At 50.9% G+C, this 18,046-nt stretch carries 22 protein-coding genes; 15 read left to right on the top strand and 7 right to left on the bottom strand.

From position 1 onward, the window contains the following. Nucleotides 1-113: 113 nt before the first annotated feature. The 5 genes from fliR to KDK15_RS01335 all read right to left on the bottom strand — a co-directional run bounded on the left by fliR (nt 114) and on the right by KDK15_RS01335 (nt 3,902). Nucleotides 114-875, bottom strand: a complete 762-nt coding sequence (gene fliR, locus KDK15_RS01355; RefSeq protein ID WP_257293570.1) for a flagellar biosynthetic protein FliR — start codon at nt 873-875, stop codon at nt 114-116. Nucleotides 876-880: 5 nt separating this feature from the next. Next, nucleotides 881-1,147 (bottom strand): flagellar biosynthetic protein FliQ, encoded by a 267-nt coding sequence (locus tag KDK15_RS01350; protein WP_257293569.1) that lies wholly within the window; start codon nt 1,145-1,147, stop codon nt 881-883. Between the two features lie 253 nt (nt 1,148-1,400). Further along, nucleotides 1,401-2,231, bottom strand: a complete 831-nt coding sequence (gene fliP, locus KDK15_RS01345) for a flagellar type III secretion system pore protein FliP (protein ID WP_257293568.1) — start codon at nt 2,229-2,231, stop codon at nt 1,401-1,403. Then, entirely contained in the window at nt 2,203-2,820 is a 618-nt protein-coding gene (locus KDK15_RS21115) for a FliM/FliN family flagellar motor switch protein (protein ID WP_257293567.1), read from the bottom strand. Before KDK15_RS21115 ends, fliP begins: the two co-directional genes overlap by 29 nt. After that, nucleotides 2,817-3,902: a flagellar motor switch protein FliM gene (locus KDK15_RS01335; RefSeq protein WP_257293566.1), complete on the bottom strand. Its 1,086-nt coding sequence runs from the start codon at nt 3,900-3,902 to the stop codon at nt 2,817-2,819. Before KDK15_RS01335 ends, KDK15_RS21115 begins: the two co-directional genes overlap by 4 nt. A 93-nt stretch (nt 3,903-3,995) precedes the next feature. On the opposite strand from KDK15_RS01335, the gene KDK15_RS01330 reads away from it, so the two are divergent. The 7 genes from KDK15_RS01330 (at nt 3,996) to KDK15_RS01300 (ending at nt 11,099) form a co-directional block, all read left to right on the top strand. Then, complete coding sequence (locus KDK15_RS01330; RefSeq protein WP_257293565.1) at nt 3,996-5,075, top strand: OmpA family protein; 1,080 nt, start codon at nt 3,996-3,998, stop codon at nt 5,073-5,075. Between the two features lie 171 nt (nt 5,076-5,246). Then, entirely contained in the window at nt 5,247-5,570 is a 324-nt protein-coding gene (fliE, locus tag KDK15_RS01325) for a flagellar hook-basal body complex protein FliE (RefSeq protein ID WP_257293564.1), read from the top strand. A gap of 274 nt (nt 5,571-5,844) precedes the next feature. After that, a complete protein-coding gene (fliF, locus tag KDK15_RS01320) occupies nt 5,845-7,500 on the top strand; it encodes a flagellar basal-body MS-ring/collar protein FliF (protein WP_257293563.1) in 1,656 nt (551 codons plus the stop codon). After that, entirely contained in the window at nt 7,493-8,533 is a 1,041-nt protein-coding gene (locus KDK15_RS01315; RefSeq protein ID WP_257293562.1) for a FliG C-terminal domain-containing protein, read from the top strand. The genes fliF and KDK15_RS01315 overlap by 8 nt, the downstream gene beginning before the upstream one ends. A gap of 4 nt (nt 8,534-8,537) precedes the next feature. After that, complete coding sequence (locus KDK15_RS01310; protein ID WP_257293561.1) at nt 8,538-9,359, top strand: FliH/SctL family protein; 822 nt, start codon at nt 8,538-8,540, stop codon at nt 9,357-9,359. Next, entirely contained in the window at nt 9,356-10,774 is a 1,419-nt protein-coding gene (locus KDK15_RS01305; RefSeq protein WP_306800192.1) for a FliI/YscN family ATPase, read from the top strand. The genes KDK15_RS01310 and KDK15_RS01305 overlap by 4 nt, the downstream gene beginning before the upstream one ends. Next, a complete protein-coding gene (locus KDK15_RS01300) occupies nt 10,749-11,099 on the top strand; it encodes a hypothetical protein (protein WP_257293560.1) in 351 nt (116 codons plus the stop codon). Before KDK15_RS01305 ends, KDK15_RS01300 begins: the two co-directional genes overlap by 26 nt. A gap of 23 nt (nt 11,100-11,122) precedes the next feature. Here the strand turns inward: KDK15_RS01300 and KDK15_RS01295 are convergent, their stop codons facing one another. Both KDK15_RS01295 and flgA read right to left on the bottom strand, forming a co-directional pair. Next, entirely contained in the window at nt 11,123-11,542 is a 420-nt protein-coding gene (locus tag KDK15_RS01295; protein WP_257293559.1) for a hypothetical protein, read from the bottom strand. Then, on the bottom strand, nt 11,539-12,336 hold the full coding sequence (gene flgA / locus KDK15_RS01290) for a flagellar basal body P-ring formation chaperone FlgA (protein ID WP_257293558.1): 798 nt from the start codon (nt 12,334-12,336) through the stop codon (nt 11,539-11,541). The genes KDK15_RS01295 and flgA overlap by 4 nt, the downstream gene beginning before the upstream one ends. 59 nt (nt 12,337-12,395) lie before the next feature. Between flgA and KDK15_RS01285 the strand changes: the two genes are divergently transcribed. The 8 genes from KDK15_RS01285 (at nt 12,396) to KDK15_RS01250 (ending at nt 17,912) form a co-directional block, all read left to right on the top strand. Beyond that, entirely contained in the window at nt 12,396-12,791 is a 396-nt protein-coding gene (locus tag KDK15_RS01285) for a hypothetical protein (RefSeq protein WP_257293557.1), read from the top strand. Between the two features lie 130 nt (nt 12,792-12,921). Then, nucleotides 12,922-13,356: a flagellar basal body rod C-terminal domain-containing protein gene (locus KDK15_RS01280; RefSeq protein WP_257293556.1), complete on the top strand. Its 435-nt coding sequence runs from the start codon at nt 12,922-12,924 to the stop codon at nt 13,354-13,356. Nucleotides 13,357-13,606: 250 nt separating this feature from the next. After that, nucleotides 13,607-14,299 (top strand): flagellar hook assembly protein FlgD, encoded by a 693-nt coding sequence (locus tag KDK15_RS01275; protein WP_257293555.1) that lies wholly within the window; start codon nt 13,607-13,609, stop codon nt 14,297-14,299. Between the two features lie 34 nt (nt 14,300-14,333). Further along, a complete protein-coding gene (locus tag KDK15_RS01270) occupies nt 14,334-15,548 on the top strand; it encodes a flagellar hook protein FlgE (protein ID WP_257293554.1) in 1,215 nt (404 codons plus the stop codon). A gap of 13 nt (nt 15,549-15,561) precedes the next feature. Further along, nucleotides 15,562-16,308, top strand: a complete 747-nt coding sequence (locus KDK15_RS01265; RefSeq protein WP_257293553.1) for a flagellar hook-basal body complex protein — start codon at nt 15,562-15,564, stop codon at nt 16,306-16,308. A gap of 10 nt (nt 16,309-16,318) precedes the next feature. Further along, nucleotides 16,319-17,101: a flagellar basal-body rod protein FlgG gene (flgG, locus tag KDK15_RS01260; protein WP_257293552.1), complete on the top strand. Its 783-nt coding sequence runs from the start codon at nt 16,319-16,321 to the stop codon at nt 17,099-17,101. A 111-nt stretch (nt 17,102-17,212) separates the two neighbouring features. Then, entirely contained in the window at nt 17,213-17,425 is a 213-nt protein-coding gene (locus KDK15_RS01255; RefSeq protein WP_257293551.1) for a hypothetical protein, read from the top strand. Then, nucleotides 17,412-17,912, top strand: coding sequence for a flagellar basal body L-ring protein FlgH (locus KDK15_RS01250; protein ID WP_257293550.1), 501 nt, complete (start codon nt 17,412-17,414; stop codon nt 17,910-17,912). Before KDK15_RS01255 ends, KDK15_RS01250 begins: the two co-directional genes overlap by 14 nt. Nucleotides 17,913-18,046: the final 134 nt, after the last annotated feature.

The following is an 18,046-nucleotide window of genomic DNA, read 5'->3' as shown; positions in this document are numbered from 1 at the left end:
CGCCACCCGCTGCCCGAAAAAGACAGGCCGCTTGTGCTTTTGCGGCCAGCAGCCAGCGACCTTAACAACTCTCAGTCAAATGCGGAACTTATTCCGAGACAATTCCTAAGTAGTTAACCGAACAAGAGAAACCCAAGAATCTTCAATGCATAGTGGATGTGCTGTTCTACCGCGTAAGGCACCTGCAGTATATTACGGCTCAACAGTACTATTCCGACCAGAACAATCATGGGGAAACCGAGGGTTAACAGATTCATCTGTGGTGCTGATCGTGTCATGAAACCAAAGGAAAGATTGACAATCAGCAGACAGACAATGGCAGGAAGAGCAATAAGCAGCCCGGCTCCGAACATCCAGCCAGTCATGGTGATCAGGGCTGGTACTCTGTCGATAATCATCAGAAAATGCCCGATGGGTAATGCATGAAAGCTGTCAATAACCACCATAAAGAAAAGCAGGTGGCCATTGATCAGCACAAAAAGAAGCTGAGCCATAACCTGATAGATACGGGCAACCACGGTAACACTGATACCATTGGCAGGGTCGCTCAGTTCTGCAAATCCTAACGCCATCTGCAGGCCGGTTAAATGCCCTGCGAGGGTAAACACGCTGAAATAGATCAGTAATACCGCGCCAAATAACAGTCCGGTAAAAAACTCAGAACAGGCCGCAAGAACAAGGCTCAGTGACAGGTCGGTAGTCATTTCAGATGACAGTTGAAACATGACGGCCACAGACAGCGATAAAGCCAGCAGTAAGCGTGCTGAGAGAGGTAACCACTCCCGGGTCAGCGGACAGGTCATAACAAATCCGGAAATACGACAAAATACCAGTAAATAAAGCACAATCTGATGTGACAGCTCAGAGAGTGCCATACTGTTCACTGGCTATTCACAATGGCAACAAAAAAGTCATTAAAGATGGCACTTAACTCCTGAACCAGCCAATGCATTGACAGTGACAGCGTTAACAAAGTGATCAGTAACCGGGGCAGAAAGCTCAGGGTTTGTTCAGTTACCTGAGTTGCCGCCTGGATAATGCTGATCAGCAGGCCCACCAGAAGACCGGGAGCAATCAGCACCAGGGCCAACCAGGAAACACTCCGCAACGCATTGGCAAACATGTAGACCGCATCGTCAGGTGACATTTATGTATCCCGCGTCGTAAATAACATGTTGTAAGGAACTGTCCTGAAATAACTTCCACATTTTTACAGACGCTACCCGCTGTCCGCATCCCGCTACCCGAAAAGCCGGAACCGCTTTTGCGGGAAGCGGGTGGCGGGAAGCGGGCGGCGACCTTTTCCCAGACTGAGTAAAATGATGAAGTTATAGTGGGACAAATCCTAAGTTCCGGAAGGCTGTTCGAGAATTGCAGTCTATCTATTCTCAAACAGCCACTCAGGTAGAAAAGCTCCTGATGGTGCCTGCCATAATAAGACCCCAGCCATCCACCAGAACGAACAGCAACAGTTTAAAGGGCAGAGAGATCAACATCGGCGAGAGCATAATCATGCCCAGTGCCATAAGAATACTGGCAACCAGCAGGTCAATAACCAGAAATGGCAGCAGGATCATCAGCCCCATCTGCAGACTGGTTTTAATTTCACTGCTTAAAAAAGCCGGCATCAGTACAGAAAACGGAATATTTTCTGGCACCACATCCGGTTTACCGCCGCTGTCGTCGACAGGAGAAATTTCACCGGCTAACACTAAAAATTGTTCCATATCAACCTTTCGGGTTTGCTTCAGCATAAACTGATGCAGCGGCAGACCCGCGACTTCTATCGCTTCCCGGAATGGCATTCGCTCTGCCAGGTAGGGTTCCACTGCCTGTTCCCGGATCTCGTTAAATACCGGTTTCATAATGAATGCCGTCAGGATCAGTGCTGCGGCAATCAGGACCCGGGTAGGTGGTGTTTGCTGCAGCCCAAGTGCCTGACGAAGTATGGCCAGAACGATCAATACCCGGGTAAAGCTGGTGGTTACCATCAGCAGCCCGGGGAGAAAAGCCAGTGCCGTCAATATTAAAAAAATCTGCAGGTTGACCGTGTAATCCTGCTGGTTATCGCCGGAGGTGACGGATAACAACGGCAACTGAAGCGATGCCTCTGATACTGTGGGTAAAATCAGCAGCGTAACGGGTATCCAGAGGCGGCGGGCATAAACGACAATGCCTGAAAAACCTGACAAAAGATCAATATCAGAGGATTTCCAGAATGCGCAGGCCATAATACTCCCCTGTTCGAACCACTTCGCCACGGGCAAATAATACCCCGTTAATCAAGACATCCAGAGGGTCATATTCCCGACGGTTCAGACTGACGACAGACCCTTGTTGCAGGCTGAGAATATCGGCAATGGTCATACGTTTGCTGCCGACATTCAGGGTCATAGTGACTTCTACAGACCCGACAAGCCCCAGGTTGGACGAAGTAAGCCCGGCCAGAGACTGTTCATCAGGTTGTTCATGGGAATCGGGCTCTGCATCCTCCGCAGTCACTGATTCCGAACGACCATCTTCTACCGACCCTGACGTCTTATGGTCTGCTTCGTTAATATCATCATACTCTTCAGGAACGCCTGCTGATTTGTCGCCCTCAACCTCATTCACAGGCTGTACATCAGAGCCACTCAAACCGGGTTGATCAGAAGATTCATACTGCAAGATTTCTCTGGTAATGTACGATGATTCTGGATTAGTAACCGTTGAAGGCTTTTCATCAGCTGAAGGCTTTTCATCAGCTGAAGGCTTTTCAACGGCTGAAGGCTTTTCAACGGCTGAAGGCTCTTCATCAACTGTTGGTCTTGAGTCGTTCACTGACTGTTCTCTCCTCTTAAGCACTCATTGATTCGCACGGTAAGGTGACCTTTATGCTGCCCTGTAGTTCCTCGAAACAAGAGGGAATTTTCCACGCTCATATGTGACTTTCCGGGATGGGGTATCGATAGAACATCACCAACTTTCAGATCACATAATTTGCTCATCGGCAAAGACAGTGGCTCAAGATCAACAGTAATATCAACTTCAATTCTGCCAAGAAACCGCACGATACGATCCCGGCATAACGGCTTTGAACACGTTTCCCTGTCAATTATTGAACCCTGCTCTACCATGGCACTGGTAAAAGCATTGACCGGGGTATAGAAGCAAACAGGGACTAACCATGGCGAGTCAGCGTAAGCCGGGTCATGAAACTCAAGATCAAACTGATTCAGCAGGCAGTCATCCGTGAATAAAGCGGGGGTTATCAGTGCTCCCCCCATCCATTGAGCCCCCATCCTTTGAGCCAAAGAAGAGAAGCCAGTGTCCGACACTGAGCAATACGGCGCACAAAGCCCCCTCCAGACCTCTGCCAGCGCACTGGCCACCTGATCCAGAAGTTGTTTGCCAATTCTTGTGAACTCTCTGGTAAAAGTCGGTGGAGAGCCATCAGATGAAGAGCCATCAGATGCATAATCCTCAGCCACGGAAGCCAGCGAAGACAGGCAGCCACCAAAACAGAGCACCGTCAGAAAGTCAGCCAGCCGCTGATCTAACAGTAAGAATGCAAAGCTGGATTCACGGCAAATTGCCGTAGAAAAATGCTGATCGTCAAACGGCAGCTGAAAACGGTAGAGTGTTTGTCTGGGCAGCTGCTGTAATTGTTTAATCGTCGTATAAACATCACCATTGAAATGACAACGGGCACCAATCATCGGGCTGTCTATAATTTCCTCCAAAGCCTTGAGCATCTGGTCAGGACATGACAATGAAAGCGTCTCCAGCTTCTTTGCCATGTGCAATACCGAAGGGGACATCTGATGCAGATAACCACGCGGCAAAGGCCCTGAATCACTGCTGCTATTCGCCACATTGCGCACCACACCACGACTCAAGGAACTAAACTCTTTAGAAGGCATTCGTTACTTTCCCGTCAGCAGCCTCCTGAAAAAGTAGTTCATACTGTTTTTTTTTTCATCCTGCCGGACAAAACCCTGTGCTATGAATGTGCTATGAAACAGATTAGCTTTTTACTGTCAGTACTGCTGACTAACCCTGTTTTCCTGATAACCCGGGCATTATTATTGATGCTGCTTCATTCGCCAGTCTCTGCCAGCCTCTATGATGTGGTGATGGATGATATTGACTGGCAGCTACACGAAAAAAAACACTTTAAATGTCGTTTATATCAGAAGGTGCCGTTATTTGGCGGCGTTGCCATTATCGCTGAAGCAGGACACCAACAGGCTATTGAGTTGGAAACCTCACTGTTCCCAACACGGCCGGAATCAGTACAGGTCTGGATCAGGCCCCAACCATGGGGGTACTATCATTCCTCAAAATATTCCTCAAAAGACTCTTTCGAAAGCACACCAGAAAGTCACCGGCCAGGCAGATACGGCCAACAACTCCAGGTCACTGATTATTATTTAGCCGATAATGTTCAGGTCGAAGGTCTTGAACTGAAACTGCAACTGCCTGTCAGGCAGTTGCTTGACCTGCTTGATAGTCGCAGTTATTTGTCGGTTTATATGGTTAAAAAATCGTCGAAAAACAGCAGTCTTGCCAGTAACGCCATTGAAGTCAGAATTCCCACGGTGGGTATGTTGCCAGCGATGGAAAAAATGTCAGACTGCATTACCAGCCTGCTGCCCAGAAACTTCAGGCAGTTGCATCAATACAATCTTTATTATGCCCTCGGAGAGTTTTTATTAAATCAATATCAACGACAGTGGTTATTAGATACTGCACGCTATGTATCGGTGGATGACAGCATCAGCGAAATTACCATTGACGGCAACAGTGATAATACGCCCTTCACCGGCAGCGATGAGACTATTTACCGGTTACAAAATCTGGAACTGTCAAAAAAACGGGCTGATGCTGTGCGCAACCAGTTGGATCAATACCTGAAGGACGCCAGGATTGCCCGGCCTGTCAAGGTCATTACCCGTTATCATGGCGAACGCTACCCTGTCGCCAGTAATGCCACCGCTGCCGGACGATATAAAAACAGACGGGTTGAGGTTACCCTGGTGAGAGATACCAACACTGGCCCGGTGGCAGAATCTGAAGATTCCCTGCCTCATTAATCATGGCAAGTACCGGTAAACAATCTATCTTTAAGAGGGTTCAAAACTGAACCGGCTCAGAAAATTTTTTAAACATTGTTTTTAAACATTGCTTTTAAAGATAGTTTTCAAACATTGCGTTGAGTGTATTGAAGTAATAAGCGACGGCTTAAGTATGCGAGTAAATTATCAATGCCCAATCCAGTAATATTGTCTCCGGACAGTGCGTTTCAGGTAGAGTCTCTGTCGGAGTTCCTGCCAACCCCCTTCAATCCCATCAGTGCCAGCGCTCAGCAACCTGATTCTTTTCATCGGGTTTTTGCAACCCTGCTGAACCATACCAACAATACCCAGCTGCAAGCAGAGCAGCACATGACGGAACTGGAAGCGGGGCAGGATAATCTGATTGAAACGGTGATGTCGATTCAGAAAGCGAGTCAGACCATGAGTATGCTGATACAGGTCAGAAATCGTATCGTTGAAGGATATCATGAAACATTTAATCAGCAGATTTGATCAAGCAGTCGTCTATTAAGGATTTGTCCTGGAATAGCATCATCATTTTACTCAGTCTGGGAAAGGTCGCCGCCCGCTGCCCGCAAAAGCGTAAGCGGTTACGGTTTTTCGGGCAGCGGGGAGCGTCTGTAGACAGGAACTATTCATGAGTAACCAGAGATATTCTATCCCCCATGGCCAGCTACTTATACATATACCCTGAGATTGTCGTGAAAATCCGGGCCCGGGTCTGAATATAATCTCTGGTGGACAAAGAAAAGGGTGGGCAAAAACGGTGGATAAAAACACCTCCCTGCAATCGTCAGAGGGTGTCAGTGCAGCGTTTAAAAAATACTGGCACCAGCTGCATGGCTGGTTTGCTGCAATATTGAAAGAAACGCCCACAGGCTCTGGAACCAACCAGAGACTGCTGATACTGCTGGTGGTCAGTGCCTTGCTGATAGCGGTGCTGATTAATACGGCCCTCTGGTGGCATGACCATGGTTTCCGCCCTTTGTATGGTTATGGCGAACACTACAATATGGCAGCAATCATCGACATTCTGGATAAACAGGGAATTGGCTACCGAATCAACCCGGACGACGGGCAGCTACTGGTTCGCGCTAACCAGCTTTCAGAGGCACGCATGGCCATGGCCACCGGGGGAATTATCGCTACCGGCTCACAGCCATGGATGCCAGAGCAATCGGGTCTGGGCAGCAGCCACTTTGTTGAGCAAATGCAGTTTTTGGGTGCGTTGGAAACGTCGTTATCCGAAACCATCAGTGGTATCCATGCGGTTCGCTATGCCCGCGTCCATTTATCCGTCCCAGAACAGAGTGTCTTTTTCCGGAGCCGACCGGCAGCCAAGGCGTCGGTGTATCTGGAACTCTACAGTGGCACGCGGCTTCAGCCGGATCAGGTTGAAGGTATTATGCGACTGGTGAGCGGCAGTGTTGCCACGCTTAATGAACAGGAGGTTACGGTCGTTGATCAATACGGCAATCTGCTCAGCCAGGCTATTGCTAATGCGCTGATCACAGGCACTGATGGCACCGGTCATGCCTATCTTACGGCCAGAACCCGTATTGAAAGCCATCTGGAGCTGCAGTTATCGAAAATTCTCGATGCGGTGGTCGGCCCGGGTTACTACCGGGTCGATGTCGCCGTTGATCTGACATACGACAAAATAGAACAAAATTCCGAGCAGTTTGGCCCAAACATTGTTTTACGAAGCGAATCGGTGGAGTCCGGTACGCCATTTCTGCTGGACAAACCAGCCCCTATCGGCCAGGCACCTGCAGTTCCTGCACCCGGGGCAAAAGCACCTGAACCCGTTCAGGAAGAAGTCGGTGAACAGAAAGTGATTCGTAATTACGAGGTCAACCGCCAGATCAGCAACGAAACCCGATATCCCGGTCAACTTAAGCGATTAACCATTGCCGTAGTCATTGACGACGGCAGGTTAAAACCCGAAACAACGATACCGGACAGTAAGGAAAGATTGACGACACTGCTCAAACAAGCGGCAGGATTTGATGCCTCCCGGGGAGATGCCGTTAGCCTCGCCATTCTCCCTTTCGCCAGTACCCCGCAGCCACTGACCACCACCGACCAGAAGAGCTTCCATCACTGGCTTGACCTCGGTATCAAAGTGATTCAATTGATAGTATTGGTGGCACTCCTTCTGTTAATTGTATTGGGCTGTCGAAGGCTTTTACGGCAAGTCTTATTGTCGTCACCCAGGCCGACAGGCAGTAACAGTACTAATGTCCCCACCATGGTGGATCCGTTCAGGTCAACAGTGGCCGATGGTGACATCCCCCCTGATCGGACTCCGGTCACTCTGGAAGAGCAGGTCGCCCGATACCAGGGGCTGGCTCAGAATGAGCCGGAAAAAGTCGCTGCCGTATTAAAAGAGTGGATCAACAGGAATCACGCTAATGGCTGAGCCGCAAACAGGGCAGCCTGCCAGCTCCGCACAGAGCCTGCCCGGTAGCAATTGTTCCGGGGAGGAGGCCGCTGTCTTTCTGTTATTGCTGGGTGAGCAGGCGGCCGCCGAAGTGATAAAATACTTCACACCCGGTGAAATAAGAGTCATCAGCCAATATTCCGAAAAAATGCGGGTAAAGAATCGTGACCAGCTGATGATGATGTTGAATCAGTTTGAGCAGTCTTACGCCAATGTCAGTTTATTGCTGGGTGATTATCAAATCCAGATGCGGCAGGTACTGCAAAAAGCGCTGGGTAAAGAGCAGGCTCGCTGTCTGGTAAACCCGCCTGGCAGCCACCGGGAACCACTGACCGGGCTGCAGTTAATGAAGCCGGAACTTCTGGCGACCATGATCAGCGATGAACCGGAGCAGTTTCAGGCGGCTGTGCTCGCCTGCCTGCAATCGGATCAGGCCTCGGATGTCATTAACCTGCTTCCCCGGGAACGGGTGCAGGGTATTCTGCAAAGGATCGCCCATCTTGGCAGCTTGTCCCAGGCATCTCTGCGGGCCATTGTAACCTTTCTGCAGTCCTTCCTTAATGAACAGGCGATTGATCACTTTCTGCCCGTTAACGGTGAGCAGCAGGTCGCTAACATTCTGAATCTTTTTGACACTGAATCAAGGGAGCAGGTTCTTCTCAACCTGAAGCAATCTGACAGTGCCATGGCGGTGCGAATACAAGAACAAATGCTGGTATTTGCCCAGGTCATCGATCTTTCAACGGATAACGTTGCCAGACTGATTGCCAGTGTTGATCCATCGGATTTAACCATGGCGCTTAAAGGGGAAACGGATGATGTTCGTCAACATATTTACCAGTCCATGAGCAAAAGAGCTGCTAACTACCTGCGGGAAGAAATGGAGATATTAGGTGCCGTTCCACAGAGTAAAGTCAAAGTGGCGCGGCAGAAAGTGGTACAGGTGATGGACGATCTGTTGAAAAGCGGAGAGATTGAAATGCCCCGTGGTAATGAAGTAATGCTGGAGTAACCCAATGATCAAGACCACAGCATTCAGGCAAAGCGCTGAAATGCACCGTGCTGACCGGAATAAAACCCGTAATGGTGGGCCCACTGCATCGGACTGCGGGTGGCCCCGGGATGAGTTCTCAGAACCTGAGCAGCCCTGCATCCATCGCTATCAGTTTCCACCGTCCTGTTATCAACAGGACCAATGCACTGGCCACGGAACTCCAGCACAAACACCAACCGGTATTAACTTCCAAATGCTGCGTGAGATTGTTCGAAGAACCCGGAAACGGCAACTTGACCATTGTCGCAGAGCAGAAGACGCCGGGTATGCTGAAGGCCGACAACAGGGTTACCAGGACGGCTATCAAAATGGCTTTGAAGCCGGACATCTGGCCGGACTGCATGAGTCACAGCAACTACAGAAAGACAGCGCGGAACAATGGCTGGCTCTGATGAATAGTCTCTGGAATGAGTTGTACAACCTGCATCAATCGACCCTGCTGCATTTGGGCCAGCCGCTGATCGAACTGATCAGCACCGTGGTCAGGCAGGTAGTAAACCATGAACTTGCGACCTCGCGGGAGTCATTACAGCAACTGGTTACCGACTCTCTGACCATGCTTCCGGATATTAAAGGGGGGCATCTGGTGATCAATCCGCTGGATCGTCCTCTGCTGGACCCCATTGTCAAACAGTTACCCAAAGGCTGGTCCATTCAAGAGGATGACCGTCTGACAGCAGGTGGCTGTCGTCTGATTACCGATTATGGCGAAGTTGATGCGACGGTGGAAAGTCGTGTTATGGCCTGCATTGATGCTGTGCAAGAACAGTTAATACCAGCATGAGCCTTTCAACTCTTCCCTCCCCTCCGGTGGCAATAACCGACAATGCCAGAACCGAGCTCTGGAACCGGTTAATCCGACAATTAATGTCTGCTGGAGAACAGGTCACCCTGCTGACACCTCAGCGGTTGTCCGGTCAGCTGATCAAGGTATCCGGACTGATTATGGAGGTGGCGGGCTGCAGGATGCAGACCGGTCAGCGGTGCCTGGTTCAGGGAAGTGATGGTCTTACTGTAGAAGCCGAGGTTGTTGGCTTTGACAGAAATACGCTGCTTCTGATACCGATTGACTACCATGACGGATTATCCCCCGGTGCGAGAGTCACATCGATGGGGGATAATTCATCCATTCTGGTGGGGGACGCCTTGCTGGGACGGGTTATTGACGGTGCCGGCCGACCACTGGACAGCAAGGCAAAGCCCGCAGGCAGCGCCAATATCCGCCTTCACAGTCCTCCTATTAATCCACTGCAACGATGCCCGGTTGCCACACCATTAGACGTCGGTGTACGTTCTATTAATGGCTTGCTGACCATTGGCAGAGGGCAACGTATTGGCCTGTTTGCCGGGAGCGGCTCAGGCAAAAGTACTCTGCTGGGCATGATTGCCAGAAATACCAGCGCCGATATTGTGGTACTGGCCATGATTGGCGAAAGGGGGCGGGAAGTTGGCGACTTTATTCGGCAGAATATGGATGCCCACTGTCTTCAGCGCTCAGTGGTCGTTGCCGCCCCTGCCGACCATTCACCGGTCATGCGGCTGCGAGCCGCGCTGGTGGCACACCGTATTGCCGAATACTATCGGGATACCGGACATCATACCCTGTTATTAATGGACTCCCTGACCCGCTATGCCCAGTCCCGCCGGGAGGTTGCCCTGGCTACCGGTGAACCACCCGCAGCCAGGGGATACCCACCCTCAGTTTTTAATAGGATTGCCCGGTTGGTTGAGAGGGCTGGTAATGGCTATCAATCAAGTGGTTCATTAACGGCCTTTTACACCGTTCTGACGGAAGGGGAACAAGATACGGACCCCATCGGTGAATCCGCCAGGGCAATCCTGGACGGTCACCTGGTACTCAGCCATGCTCTGGCAATCTCCGGGCACTATCCAGCCATTGACGTAGTGACCTCCGTTAGCCGGACGATGCCGCAATCCGTATCCGATGAACACCTCAAGATGTCGTTAACCTTCCGACGACTATTAGAAAAAGCCCGTGAAGGGAGTGAATTAAAATTATTGGGGGTCTATCAACCGGGTAATGACGCTGATATGGATATGGCCATGGCCGCAGAGCCGGGTATGCTTGGCTATTTACAGCAAAATATCAAAGAGCGAGAGACGTTGGAAGACAGTGTTCAGCAGTTAAAAGCGTTAATTTCCGGACTTCGTCATGGCCATCAGCAAAAAACTGATTAACCGCTTACTCTACCTTGAAGAGCTGCAACATCAACAGCGACTGGGTGATATCCGTCGCCAGCTTGAAGTACTGGAAAAGCATAATCGATTAATCGAAACGCTGGATACGGCAGGCAGTGGGACTGTGGCTCAAAATACTCAAACCGGGTCACGCTATACGGGTATACAAGTCATCAATCGGGCAATGTTTCATTGGCAATTGCTGAATAGCTGGCAGCTTTGCATTGAGGCACGTTCACGACAGATCGACTCAACCAGGGCTCTATCGACAGAGATAACGGTGAAAATGCAGCGACTTGAACGATTGCGCCAGCGTTACCAATAATATTAATGACAGTTCCCAATGTTTTACAGTTTGCACAAAGTGTTACGACTGGACTGGTATCTGACCGTCGCATTTTTACCGTAGGATAAAGGCGGTCCACGGAGCAACTCTATAAATGTATTGCAATAATCGGCGAGTCTCGCCAGTGCCTGGCTATTACTCTGTTGCAGTGCCTGGCACGACCGGATCAATCGATCTGTTTCAATCGCCCGAATAGTACCATCGGTTGTTATTTTATCCTGACGTGATGCTGATAAGATGGGTTTTAACTGCTGGCAAATATCAGCACATTCCCCTGATAATTGCACCACTGACTCAATATTTTTTCGGGTTATTTCCTGGGCCTGAAGGCTCAACAGCCGCTCCAGATTTTGCAGTAACTGATGAAGTTGCGAACTCTCTTTTTGGCCCCCATCGTTTTGAGACTCATCATCGGACATCATGACCGCCTCTCCCCTTCAACCGGGCGTACCTCGCCTTCATTGATCACCCGGCATTTGAACGGTCTGCCATTTTCTTTCTGAACCAGAATAATATCGCCGACATGGCCGCTTTCCATGGCGACACCGGTGGTGGTTAATTCGATATTTTTTGAATAAACGACAATAGACAAGTGCTGCCCCCGCCGGATAGCAGTGGCTCTTTTTACCATATCCGTGGTAATCACTGATCCGGCGCTAATCTTCCGGGTGGTGATGTATCCGGAAAGATTATCCTGAAAAACATTCGGTTTCATGGAACTGAAACGGACTTTTGATTTTTTCAGCCCCGGCCCCGACAACGTCTCACCCCGGTTTATATCCTTACTGGCAAGCAGTACCGGTACCTCAAAATCAACTCTGACCGCCAGCCGTTGTTTCCAGCCTTGTTCCGGGAAGGTGCCATCATTATCAGGACAGCTGATCAATAAAGGCAGCTTACCGCTCTGAGCCATGGCAGAGAAGCGGATATCCGGTGTTGCCGGACAGAATGGCAGTTGCTGCCAGCGTTCTTTATGCAGTAAAACTACCCGGGGATCAGTGCCATTAAAACGTTTGGCCAATGAGATCGAATGCTGACAAAGCTGATTGATGATCTCCCCTTGAACACCCTGATCTGATGGCGGGCCTGTACATGACACTGGATAGGCGTCAGCAATATTGGGAATGTTGAGTAAGCCGAGACACAGGGTAAGGGTAAAATAACGCCAGATTGATCGTTTTCTGCCGGGAATAAAATATTTTATAAATAAATGCATTTTCTACGACTACATACTACTTTTATATACGACTTAATATAGACAAATAGATAGCCTGTATGTTGATTTCATTTGAGTCTGCCATGGGTATACACCCAAGGGCTGCACAACTCAGAAGTTCTCAGATTGCCATCCAGTCAGGCAATATTTTTAATATTGAAACACCGCAATACCGGACACTTAAGGCTAACCTGAACTTTTACCATGCAACTCACGGTTTATCTCAGGACTTATCTGTCTCAGACAAACGGCATATCGCTCCAAATCAAATAGCTGATGTTGAGTTATCCATTGCCTTTAAAAATTCAGGCGATATAGCCTCGGAAAACGGCAATGATGTATCTCTGGCACTGGAGCAGGCAGAACTTGCACAGTCGATGGCCGGGTACAATATCAGCATATCGTTAATTCGGGAGCGCCTGGGCATGCTGGATAAGGTGATCAGTGGTCGTTAGTTCAGAAAAGCGCTAACCCCCATACAGCCCCCCTCGTTCCCACGGGGGACCGTGAGAACGAGTCCCAACCATGTACCAGGCGGAAATAGACGTCATAAATTGTTAATTTGATGAAACGGGTAAGTACTCCATGAGTTTGCAATTGGTTCAGGCCATGTCTGGCTATGCCATGGTCGCCCAGGCAACCCGTATGACACAGGTGGCCGAGGCGCTCTCTTTCAGTGAGATTCCAGCGGCGTCTGCAGCAGAGGTGTTGCAGCCGGGGCGGGCGTTACTTCAGGCCAGAACCGTAGATGCGGGCTCCGCTGCCAGAGAGAGAATTCCGGCGTTTACCGTTGAAGTAGCAGGAATTATCAAAGATAAGTCGCCTCCCCAGGTGCGTTATCAGCCGGGCCATCCCCTGGCTAATGCCAAGGGTGAAGTGTTTTACCCGCACATCAGTATGGTTGAAGAAATGGCGGCCATGATTTCGGCAGCCCGGTCTTTTGATGCGGCTGTCTCGGTGTTTACCAGTGCCCGTCAAATGCAGGGCCAGGCACTGGAGCTGATCGGGGTTCATGGCTAGTGCAGAAAAGCGCTAATACCCATACAGCCCCCTCGTTCCCACGCTCCGCGTGGGAATGCATACCGGAGCCTGCAGAATGTGGAACAATCTGTTTAAGCCCGAAATCATGAGATTTTGCTGAGGGGTCTAATTTGCGGAGAGGTTCGGTATGCATTCCCACGGGGAACCGTGGGAACGGTGTGCCAAAGAAGTAAGATTATTTCAAGACAATTCCCTGCCGTGGAAATCGATATGACATGTGGGTATCACTATGATTTCATCCATTCAACATGAAGTACTCTCCACCCCGGAGGGTAGCGTATCGTCGTCGCCTTCTCCCGATAGTTCCAGTGCCTTGAGTAAAAACTTTATGACGTTGTTGGTTACTCAACTTAAGCACCAGAACCCACTGGAACCGATGGAAAGCGGTGATCTGCTGAATCAGCTGGCGGCCATGACTTCCGTGTCAGAGTTAAGAGATATCCACGCCGGTATCAGCCGGTTGAGTGAACAGTTTGCGGCGGCTCACCTGTCCAGCGCTACGGCACTGCTGGGTCAGGAGGTCGCTATTGATGCCAGGCAATTTTCATTCAATGGCGATGGGCATAAATTATCCCTGTCCTTTCCTTCCCCCGGTGCAGGGCAGGTGTTGCATTTTTTGCTCACCGACCACAATGGCGTACAGGTAAAAGAAGCCCATTACCAGGGGCGTCGTAATGAGTCACCAGGCGCTCCGATAAAGAGAAATCTGGAGCAACTGTTTGGCTCGCTGCCCCATGGTCAGTATTGGCTGAAAAGTACCATAGATGGTCAAGGCGACATTGAGCCGGGAGTAGTTCCTGTGCAACTGGTCAGTAAAGCGGACAGTATTGTTTTCAACAGCTCCGATCGGACACCACAGATCAGGCTTGAGGCAATGGAGCCAGTGGCACTGTCCAGCATTCGTTCCGTGGCCCGACCATAAGACTTTTGTTGTCTATTCGGCGAGGTAAGCGTCTATGTCAATCAGTATCACGGGCATGAATGCTGCCCGAAGCCAGCTGGATATAGCCAGCCAGAATCTGACCAATTCGGAGACGAATGGTTATAAGTCGTTCCGGGCGATTCTTGGTGATGTCTATGCCCAGGCGGGAACCGCATCGGTGGATATGTCCGGGGTCACTCTGCTGGGAACCCAGCAGGCGTTTTCCCCGGGACAGCTGACGCAATCAGGTAATGCCTTTGATCTGGGTATTGATGGTAAGGGCTTTTTTGTTCTTGGTAATAATGGTGAAGAGTTCTACAGCCGGGCAGGCCTGTTTAATCAGGATAAGGAGTATTATCTGGTGGACCCCAGTGGTTATCGTCTCCGGGGCTTTGCTGTCAACAATCAGGGTGTGGTTGATACCTCAAAACTGGTTGACTTGCAGGTCAGCAAGGCTGACCGGCCGGGCAAAGCAACCACCAAAGCATCAGCTACCATTAACCTCAATGCCAGTGACCCGGTGATTGATCGTACAACGGTTGCCCTTAACCCGTCAGACCCGAGGACATTCAGCTGGTACGGAGCGCTGAATATTTTCGATAGCCTTGGCGAACAACATACGTTGGGTAGCTATTTCACCAAAACCGGGATTAATCGGTGGCGGCTTGAATTTCATCTGGATGGGCAGCCCTTCATACATGCCAGACCGACAGAGGAACTGACATTCAACAGCTCAGGCCTGTTGACGACACCCGCCGATGCGCAGTTTTCACTGACACCACCGGTGCTGTCCTCTGGTGCGGTTCTCCATCCCTTGGCCATGGACTTTTCCGGCATCACCCAGTTTTCCACCGACTCGGCATTTCGTTCCCTGGCGGTTGATGGGCAAATGGCGGGCAGCCTGAACCAGGTCAGTTTTGGCGAAAACGGTTTTCTGCAGGGTAGCTATAGCAATGGTGAGCAATACCTGCTTGGGCAGGTAGCACTGGCTACGTTTCCCAATGATAACGGGTTAGTGGTTAGTGGGAATAATAAATGGATGTCGTCTATGGTATCCGGCAATCCACTCTTTAATCCATCGGGCCTTAATGGTGCGGGCATCATTAAGGCAGGGTTTGTTGAACAGTCCAATGTGGATCTGGCCAGCGGGTTGTCGGATGTCATTCTCGCCCAGCGTAACTTTCAGGTAAGTGCCAAGGCATTCCAGGCAGAAGATCTCCTGTCACAAACGCTGATCAATCTAACCTGACGGGAACCTCTCCATGTTTTCCGGAATGCAGATGACCACCGCCAGTGCCGAACGCATCTGGCAAAGCCTGTCCGTGTTTGCGGGTAATTTATCCGGTCAGTCAGTGCCCGGTTACCGGGGCGACTCGGTATTTGCCCAAAAACTGGCCCAGACACAGACGACAATAGCCCAACAACGGGTTCCCGCATTTTCCCTTCAGGCTGCCACTAATTTTGCCAGCGGCTCTCTGAGACCCACAGGACGCCAGCTGGATGTAGCCATCGACGGTGCCGGATGGTTAGTGGTGCAAGATGCCAGCGGAAAGGCAGGGCTGACCCGAAACGGTTTACTCAGCCTGACCGCAACGGGTGAGGTGTTGACCGGCAATGGTGCCCGCGTCATGGGACAGGCGGGGCCGTTAACGATTCCTGCGTTCAGTCAGCTGACCATTGGCAGCGAGGGGTCGGTCAGTATCATTCCTGCCGGCGGTCAGGACGTTGAGGAGGTGGGGCGTATCCGCTTTGCCAACCCTCCCGTGACCCGCCTGATTCGGAGCCCTGATGGTCTGTTCAGGCTGATGGATGGCAGTGCGCCAGTCCCTGATCCACGGGTTAAGATGGTCAGCGGGGCGCTTGAAGAGAGCAATGTTGACCTGATGGCGGAGTACCTGAATGTTGTGGAAACCGGAAAAACCATGGATCTCCATGTCCGTATGTTATCGGCCTTTGATCAGATGGCAGGGCGAGGCAATGAATTACTGAACCTTTCCCGGCGCTTATGAGAGAGTCCCTATGAACAGTCTGTGGATAAACCAGGGCGGCCTGACCCTGCAGGATGCCAGAATGATGGCGGCTTCCCAGAACCTCAGTAATATCAGCACCCATGGCTATAAAAAAGAACGGGTGGTGGCTGCGGATCAGTTTTATACCACCCTGAAACAGGCCGGAGCGATGGCCAACAGTGGGGATGAACTGCCCAGCGGCCTGCAGGTCGGTACGGGTGCCAGAATCACCGCCACCCAGAAAATATTTACCAATGGCAATGTCCAGAATACCGGTAATGCGCTGGATTTGGCTATTGTCGGCGATGGCTTTGTGCAGGTTCAATTACCTTCCGGAGAGATGGCTTATACCCGTAACGGACAGTTGCAGCTTAATGCAGAAGGTGAAATCGTGGTGGCCACCGGCCAGCCGATAGAGCCGGTGATCTCCATCCCGATGGAAGCCCGGAACATCACCATTGGTCAGGATGGTACGGTATCCGTTGCCATGCCCGGCAGCCCGGACGCCCAGGTTCTGGGGCAGATCTCTCTGGTTAATTTCATCAATCCCATGGGGCTGCAGTCCATCGGCGATAACTTCTACCTGGAAACCGCTGCCAGCGGTTCGCCTGTGGAGGGCATTCCCGGCACCAATGGTCTTGGTGAAATCCGGCAGTTTTCCCTTGAAGCCTCCAATGTGGATGTGGTGGAAGAGCTGGTCAATCTGATCATGATTCAGCGGGCTTATGAAATGCAGGCCAGGGCCATTGATGTTGCCAGTAATTCCCAGGAATATTTGGTGAAAAGCAGTTAGGAGTTGTCTCGGAATAGGTTTCGCATCGGAGGAAAAGATTTTTTCTGTTCTCCGTACCTCCTTGGCAAAGAGAGGAAGTTATTCAGGGACAATTCAAACCGGATGCACCCCATGGGTAAAACAGTTCCATTGACGTTTATTTGGCTGGTCGCCGTGCTGGTGATCGGGTTGCAGGGCTGTCAGGTGGTATTGCCACAGAACCAGCCCCTTAATGATGCCGACGATGAAGACACTGAACCTATGCTTACCCGTGCCCTGGAGCCCCCCCCCGGCACCGGCACCGGGCAGTCTATATACTTATGCCACCAGTATGCGCCTTTTTGATGATCTGAAAGCCTATCGCCCCGGCGATATTCTGACCGTGATGCTGCAGGAAAAGACCTTCTCCAGTAAAAAGGCCAATACCAGCCTGGACAAAAATGCCAGCGCCACCCTAGCGCCCCCCACGGTATTCGGGAACAAATACTCGAGACTGGACACGCAACTCAGCAGCAACCGGAACTTTGGCGGCAAAGCATCGACCTCCCAGCAAAACCATTTAACCGGCTCGGTGACCGTGGTCGTACAAAAAGTGCTGCCCAGTGGCGCGCTTTTGGTTAAGGGCAGCAAAATGGTCCGGCTGAATCAGGGAGATGAAGTCATCTTTGTCCGTGGTGTGGTGCGCCCTGAAGACGTTTCCCAGGACAACCAGGTCTCCTCGCTGCGTCTGGCCCAGGCAAAAATCAGTTATACCGGCCGGGGCGATCTGGCCCAGGCCAACACCCAGGGCTGGCTCTCCCGTATTCTGAACAGTAGCTGGTTTCCATTTTGAGATCAGGAGGCGGCCCGGGAATAGACTGCCTTGCGGCGGTGGCAGCCGATGGGGCTGAAAAAAATCGGTTTTATTCGTGCACTACTATTCACCGCACTTAGGGTGGACATTAAGCTTAGGAATTGCCCCTGAAT

This window comes from Endozoicomonas sp. YOMI1, assembly GCF_024606345.1.
Classification (GTDB): domain Bacteria; phylum Pseudomonadota; class Gammaproteobacteria; order Pseudomonadales; family Endozoicomonadaceae; genus Endozoicomonas.
This window is presented reverse-complemented; position numbering and strand designations above follow the sequence as displayed.